General features: G+C 70.7%; 7 protein-coding genes. 6 read left to right on the top strand and 1 reads right to left on the bottom strand.

Going from position 1 to position 6,280, the window contains the following annotated elements; all coding sequences use genetic code 11:
* Window positions 1-69: 69 nt before the first annotated feature.
* The 5 genes from AC3DE3_RS07935 (at window position 70) to AC3DE3_RS07955 (ending at window position 4,399) form a co-directional block, all read left to right on the top strand.
* Window positions 70-1,278, top strand: a complete 1,209-nt coding sequence (locus AC3DE3_RS07935; RefSeq protein ID WP_488369608.1) for a DUF445 domain-containing protein — start codon at window positions 70-72, stop codon at window positions 1,276-1,278.
* 151 nt (window positions 1,279-1,429) lie between these two features.
* Complete coding sequence (locus tag AC3DE3_RS07940) at window positions 1,430-1,951, top strand: helix-turn-helix domain-containing protein (protein ID WP_260488819.1); 522 nt, start codon at window positions 1,430-1,432, stop codon at window positions 1,949-1,951.
* A 79-nt stretch (window positions 1,952-2,030) separates the two neighbouring features.
* The gene (locus AC3DE3_RS07945) at window positions 2,031-3,257 is read left to right on the top strand and encodes a hypothetical protein (protein ID WP_488369609.1); all 1,227 of its coding nucleotides are present in this window, start codon (window positions 2,031-2,033) and stop codon (window positions 3,255-3,257) included.
* Between the two features lie 156 nt (window positions 3,258-3,413).
* On the top strand, window positions 3,414-3,695 hold the full coding sequence (locus AC3DE3_RS07950) for a DUF2516 family protein (protein WP_260488817.1): 282 nt from the start codon (window positions 3,414-3,416) through the stop codon (window positions 3,693-3,695).
* On the top strand, window positions 3,692-4,399 hold the full coding sequence (locus AC3DE3_RS07955) for a MerR family transcriptional regulator (RefSeq protein ID WP_260488816.1): 708 nt from the start codon (window positions 3,692-3,694) through the stop codon (window positions 4,397-4,399). The genes AC3DE3_RS07950 and AC3DE3_RS07955 overlap by 4 nt, the downstream gene beginning before the upstream one ends.
* A 1-nt stretch (window position 4,400) precedes the next feature.
* On the opposite strand, the gene purU is transcribed toward AC3DE3_RS07955, so the two are convergent.
* A complete protein-coding gene (gene purU / locus AC3DE3_RS07960; protein ID WP_260488815.1) occupies window positions 4,401-5,267 on the bottom strand; it encodes a formyltetrahydrofolate deformylase in 867 nt (288 codons plus the stop codon).
* Window positions 5,268-5,320: 53 nt separating this feature from the next.
* Here purU and deoC point away from each other — a divergent pair, with 53 nt between their 5' ends.
* On the top strand, window positions 5,321-6,019 hold the full coding sequence (gene deoC / locus AC3DE3_RS07965; protein ID WP_488369610.1) for a deoxyribose-phosphate aldolase: 699 nt from the start codon (window positions 5,321-5,323) through the stop codon (window positions 6,017-6,019).
* The last annotated feature ends 261 nt before the right edge of the window (window positions 6,020-6,280 follow it).

Consider the following 6,280-nt stretch of genomic DNA (forward strand, 5'->3'; position numbering starts at 1 on the left):
GCCGGGTCACCCGCCCTCAAGGCGGGTGACCCGTCGACCGATGCCGAGCGGAGGTCCGCCCTCCGTCGTATGAAGCTGGTCGCGACGGGGTTCCTCGTCGTGGCCGGTCTGATCTATCTGGTCGCCGAGTACGCGCTGCACAACGGCGCCGACCCGTGGGTGGGGTACGTCCGCGCCGCCGCCGAGGCCGGGATGGTCGGTGGGCTGGCCGACTGGTTCGCCGTCACCGCACTGTTCAAGCACCCCCTCGGCATCCCCATCCCGCACACCGCGCTCATCCGGAAGAAGAAGGACCAGCTGGGCACCTCTCTCGGCGGGTTCGTGGGGGAGAACTTCCTCGACCCGGAGATGGTGAGCGAGAAGGTCCGCAGCGCCCGCATCCCCGAACGCGCGGGGGAGTGGTTGTCGGAGGACTCCCACCGCGCGATGGCCTCGGACCAGGCCGCCAAGGCCATCCGTTCCGTCCTGGCGGTGCTGCGGGACGACGACGCCGTCGCGATCATCGAACGCACGATCGTGGCCCGCATCGCCGAGCCCGAATGGGGACCGCCGGCGGGCCGGATCCTCGCCGAACTGCTCGACGAGGGACGCCACCTCCCCCTGATGGACATGATGGCCGACCGTGCGCACGGCTGGGTCGAGGCCAACCCTGACACCATCGACCGTTGGGTCCGCGAGAAGGCCCCGACCTGGGCGCCCCAGTTCGTCAACGAACTGCTCTCCGAGCGCGCCTACCGCGAACTGCGCGAGTGGACCTGGCAGATCAAGGTCGACAAGCAGCATCCCGTGCGGGTGGCGCTGATCGGGTTCGTCGAGGACTTCGCCCGCGACCTCCAGCACGACCCGTCCACCATGGCCAAGCTCGAGACGTTCAAGCACGAGGTCATGGGCCGCGACGAGGTGCGCCGCGCCGCCGGATCGGCGTGGGCGGCCGCCAAGCGGATGATCATCGAGGCCACCGAGGACTCGTCGTCCACGCTGCGGGTGAAGATCGACGACCTCCTGGGTCGCCTGGCCGAGATGCTCGTCGGGGACGAGAAGATGCGGGCCCGGCTCGACGACTACATGACCCGCACCGCCCGCTACGTCGCCGAGAACTACGCGGGCGAGGTCACCTCGATCATCTCGGAGACCGTCGAACGGTGGGACGCCGACGAGGCCTCCGACAAGATCGAACTGCTCGCCGGCAAGGACCTGCAGTTCATCCGTATCAACGGCACGGTCGTGGGGGCCCTGGCCGGGCTCGCGATTCACACCGCCACCGAGCTCCTCTTCTGATCCCGGGCTGATCCCGGTCCGCCGCGCCGGTCACGGGGTGGTGTGACCCATCACACCGCATCACCGTACACATAGTGCTTGCTGTGGCTAGCACTCGTTGCTAGCGTTGGGTGCAGGCGATGAGAGACGAACGCCGGAGGGAGGTGACTCCATGGCCGCACAGAGTGGACACCCACACGACGAGGCCGCGGGGCACACCGGAGCGCCGGTCGAGGAACCGACCGCCGCGACCCTCGCGCGCAGGAACAAGCCGACGGGTGAGGTCCCGCGTCACAGCGACCTCGCCGTGCCCGGCGTGGACGACAAGCGTTCGTCCGAGTCGCAGGACATCGGGTCGTTCATCCGCGCCCAGCGGGAGGCCGCGGAGGTGTCCATCCGGCAGCTCGCGGAGCGTGCCGGTGTCTCCAACCCGTATCTGAGTCAGATCGAGCGCGGACTGCGCAAGCCGTCCGCCGAGGTCCTGGGTCAGATCGCCCGAGGTCTGAGGTTGTCGGCGGAGGTGCTCTACGCACGCGCCGGGATCCTCGAGCTCAAGCAGGGGAGCCCGGTAAGGGATGCGATCCTCACCGCCCCGGACCTCACCGAGCGACAGAGGGAGGTGCTCGTGGAGATCTACGAGTCGTTCCGAGCGAACAACGCGACGGCAGCTGACCAGGTCGTCGACGTTCCCTGAGGGAATGTCGGACGGCGGCCCGCAGGGCCACGTGACACCGCGTCAAGAGAACACCCGCACAGACCACCGAGGAGTCGAGATGACCAACAAGAAGCCCACGTCCAAGAAGAAGACCACCGCCGAGGCCGTCGAGCAGAAGGCCAAGGGGGAGGCGGTCAAGGAGCAGGCCATGGAGGGCCCGCTCGGCCAGGCGATCGCCGCCGTGCGCACCCCGGTCTATGCCTACGTCGGGGTCAACGACCTCGCGATCCAGGCGGTGTCCGGGATGGTCGCCGACCTGCGGCGCCGCGCCGAGGACGCCGTCACCGACGCGCAGTCCAAGGTCACCGAGCGCGTGACCGAGGCGCAGAACCGCATCACCGAGCGTGTCGCCGAGGCGCAGAACCGCGTGAACGAGGTCCAGAGCCGCGTGACCGAGGTTCCCGAGCGCGTCCAGGCCCTGCCGGCCGAGGTCGAGGAGCTCGTGGCCCGCTTCCGTCCGGAGGAGCTGCGCAAGGTCGCCGACGCGTACGTCCAGGTCGCGGCCGGGATCTACGGTGGGCTCGCCGCCCGCGGTGAGGACGTCGTGAGCCGGCTCCGCGAGGAGAACCCGCAGCTCGAGGCCGGTCTCGCCCGCGTCAACGAGCAGGTCGCCCGTGCCGCGGGTGCCATGGAGGAGCAGGTCGAGCTGGGCGAGGAGGCCCTCGGCACCGTCGCCCGCCAGACCCGCACCATCGGGGTGAAGGCCGCGGGCCGCGTCTCCAAGAGCGCACGCCAGGCGGCCGAGACCGCAGGTGACGCCGCCGACTCGGCGGCCGAGCGCGTCGACGAGGTGGCCGAGCGGGTCGACAAGACCGCGGACAAGGCCGCCGACCGCGTCGACGCCGCCGCGTCCAAGGCGTCCGCCGAGGTCGCGCGTGGCACCGCCGAGGTCGAGGCCCGCACGGCCCCGGCCACGAAGGCGCCCGCCAAGAAGGCCGCCGCCAAGAAGGCCCCGGCGACCAAGGCGCCCGCCAAGAAGGCGGCCGCGAAGTCGACGACCACCACCAAGGCCACGGCCACGCCGTCGACGGCGGGTACGACGACCGCCGCCAAGCCGACCGCGACCAAGCCGGCCGCGACCAAGACGGCTGCGACCAAGACGGCGGCCGATAAGCCGGCTGCCACCAAGGCCACGGCGAGCAAGCCGGCCGCCGGCAAGCCCGCCGCCGGCAAGGCGGCCGGAGGCGACTCGGACGCGCCGTCGCCCATGGAGCTCGCGGACAACGACCCCGCGCTGACCACCGCGGACACCCCGTTGCCCCCCGCCGGCACCGACCGCATCTGATACCGCGGCACCGGACGCCCCGGCCCTCCCCCTCGGGAGTGGGCCGGGGCGTTCTGCTGTCCGCCGGACAGGGGTCTGACCACTCACCCCACCGAATCTGGACACCGTGCACATACCCACACTGCTGCGTCGGGGGTGCCGACTACACTGGGTCCCGTGATTGACACTCTTCCCGGGACGTGGGGCATGGTTCAGCTGGGCATCCAGGGCGCGCTCGTCGTGTGGGCGCTGGCCGGTCTCCTCCTGGCCGTTCTCCCGCCCGCGTCGGCGTACTCGATCGAGGGCAAATGGCCCAAGCCCGCCTGGATCGGGATCTGCGCGGTGGCCGCCCTCATGTTCGCGATCCGCCCGTTCAGCTTCCTCGGCATCATCGCCATGGTGGCGGTGGGTGTCTTCTTCGCCGACGTCCGGCCCGCAGTCGGCGGACGGCGCAGGTGAAGACGCCGGAGGCCGGGGAGCTCCAGCGGATCGAGGAGCTGGCCGAGGACTCCGGCACCACGGTGCGCAACATCCGCGTCTACCAGGAGCGGGGACTGTTGCCGGCCCCCATCCGCCGCGGCCGCACCGCGTTCTACGGGCCCGCGCACAAGCATCGGCTGACCCAGATCCTGCGCCTGCTCGACCGTGGGTACACCTTCGCCACCATCGAGGAGCTGTTCATCGCGGAGCGCCACGGTTTCACGCTCACCGAGCTGCTGAACGTGGAGACCGTCCTGCCGGAGCGGCGATCCGCCACCCGCCGCAGACTCCCCCGGGGCGGAGTGGAAGCCGTCGCGGGCTTCGAGTTCGCCGAGGACCTCCTCGACCAGGGTTCGGCGATCGGCCTGGTCAGCGAGCCGAGCGCCGCCGACCACTTCTTCGCGGATCGGTACATGTACGAGCTCTTCCGCGAGCTCATCGTCCTCGGCGTCGGAGAAGAGGCGGTCGACAGGATCGGCCGACTGTTCCTCGAGGGGCAGAGCACGGCTGCCGAAGCGCTCGACGTGCTGGTGCAGAGCCTGCGCGACTCCGGGAAGGACCAGTCCGTCATCGTCAAGCGGGTCACCGGCATCATGCCCCGGGCTGGCGCGGCCGCACGTCTGATCTTCCTCTCGGCGGCCGAGACCCTGCTCACCGAGCGGCACGGCTTCCCCAAGAACTGACCTAGGTGAACACGACGGTTCGTCCGCCGTGGACCAACACCCGGTCCTCGAGGTGCCAGCGCAGCCCCCGCGCCAGCACGAGCTTCTCCGCATCGCGCCCCTGCCGGACCATGTCCCGCACCGTCGCGGTGTGATCCACCCGGATGACGTCCTGCTCGATGATCGGTCCCTCGTCGAGGTCGGCCGTCACGTAGTGGCAGGTCGCCCCGATCAGCTTCACCCCGCGGATGTGCGCCTGGTGGTAGGGGCGGGCGCCCACGAAGCTGGGCAGGAAGCTGTGGTGGATGTTGAGGGCGCGCCCGGCCCACTGCGTACACAACTCGTCCGGAAGGACCTGCATGAAGCGGGCCAGCACGATCGCGTGCGGGTCGATGTCGTCGACGAGGGAGGCCACCTCCGCGAACGCCGGGCCCCGCTCGGCGGGGTCGGCGGGGAACGGCACGTGGTGGAACGGCGCACCGTGCGACTCGGCCATCCCCCGCAGGTTCTCGTGGTTGCCGATGACCGCGCGGACCCGCGCCGGGTAGTCGCCGCTCTCCACCCGACCCAGCAGGTCATGGAGGCAGTGACCCTCCTTGGAGACCAGGATGACGACGTCCTTGGGCTCCGAGGAGTCCGAGATGTGCCAGTCGGTCTCGGGGCCGAGCTCGGCCGCCACCCGCTCGAATCGCCGCCGCAGCTCCTCGATCTCCATGCCGATCGATCCGGCGTCGACGGACTGGCGGGTGAAGAACCAGTTCGAGTCCTCGTCCGCGTGGTAGGCCGCTTCCACGATCGTCCCGCCCAGCTCGGCGAGGAAAGTGGCGATCCGGGCGACGATACCGATGCGGTCCGGGCAACCCAGGGTGAGGACGAAGCGTCGTGACATGAGTGCCCATTGTGCCAGCAGGGCGGGCGGGCGGCCCGGCTAGGCTGGCCCGCATGGACGCAGCCCCGACCAACCAGCTGACCCGCGCCCGGGTCGCCGCCATGATCGACCACACCCTGCTCTCGCCGGACGCGTCCCGGGAGGACGTCCGGGCCTGTGTCGAGGAGGCCGCCGAGCTGGGCGTCAAGGCCGTCTGCGTGAGCCCCGCCATGCTCCCGGTGCGGACCGGAGAGCAGATCGTGGCCACGGTCGCGGGCTTCCCGTCCGGCAAGCACCACTCGCTGGTCAAGGCCATGGAGGGCCGGCTCGCCGTGGACCAGGGGGCCCGCGAGGTGGACATGGTGATCGACGTGGGCGCCGCCATCGCCGGGCTCGTCGACGAGGTGATGGCCGACGTGTTGGCCATGCGGGATGCCGTCCCGCCGCCGGTGGTCATCAAGGTCATCCTCGAGACCGCGGCCATCCACAAGGCACTGGGCGAAGAGGCGGGCGACGAGCGGATCGAGGCGCTGTGCCACGCCGTCGCCCGGGCCGGGGCCGACTTCGTCAAGACCTCCACGGGCTTCCACCCCGCCGGGGGCGCCAGCGTGCGCGCGGTCGAGGCCATGCACCGGGCGGTCGGCGGCCAGCTGGGCATCAAGGCGTCCGGCGGCATCCGCGACGCCGACACGGCCCGCGCGATGATCGCCGCCGGCGCGACCCGCCTGGGTCTGAGCGGCAGCCGGGCGGTGCTGGAGGGCTTCCCGGAGTAGCTGCGCCGCCTGGTCTGCCCGCGCCGCCCGGTGTCCCTGCGGCGCCTGTTCTGCCCGCGGCGTCCGCTACCCACGCCGCCGATGTCGTCCGCGGCGGCCGCACCGAGCACTTTGCCAGCGCATCCGCCGGCGGATGTGTCATGTCGATGGACATCGGTGACAGTTCTGCCTAAGGACATCGGTGACACTTCCAAAGGTCTTGGTGGTGACACTTGTGCCGCTGAGATGAGGGGGTGGCTAGAAACCAACCCATTGATCCTC

Source organism: Dietzia sp. IBK-p2-16D (genome assembly GCF_057773085.1).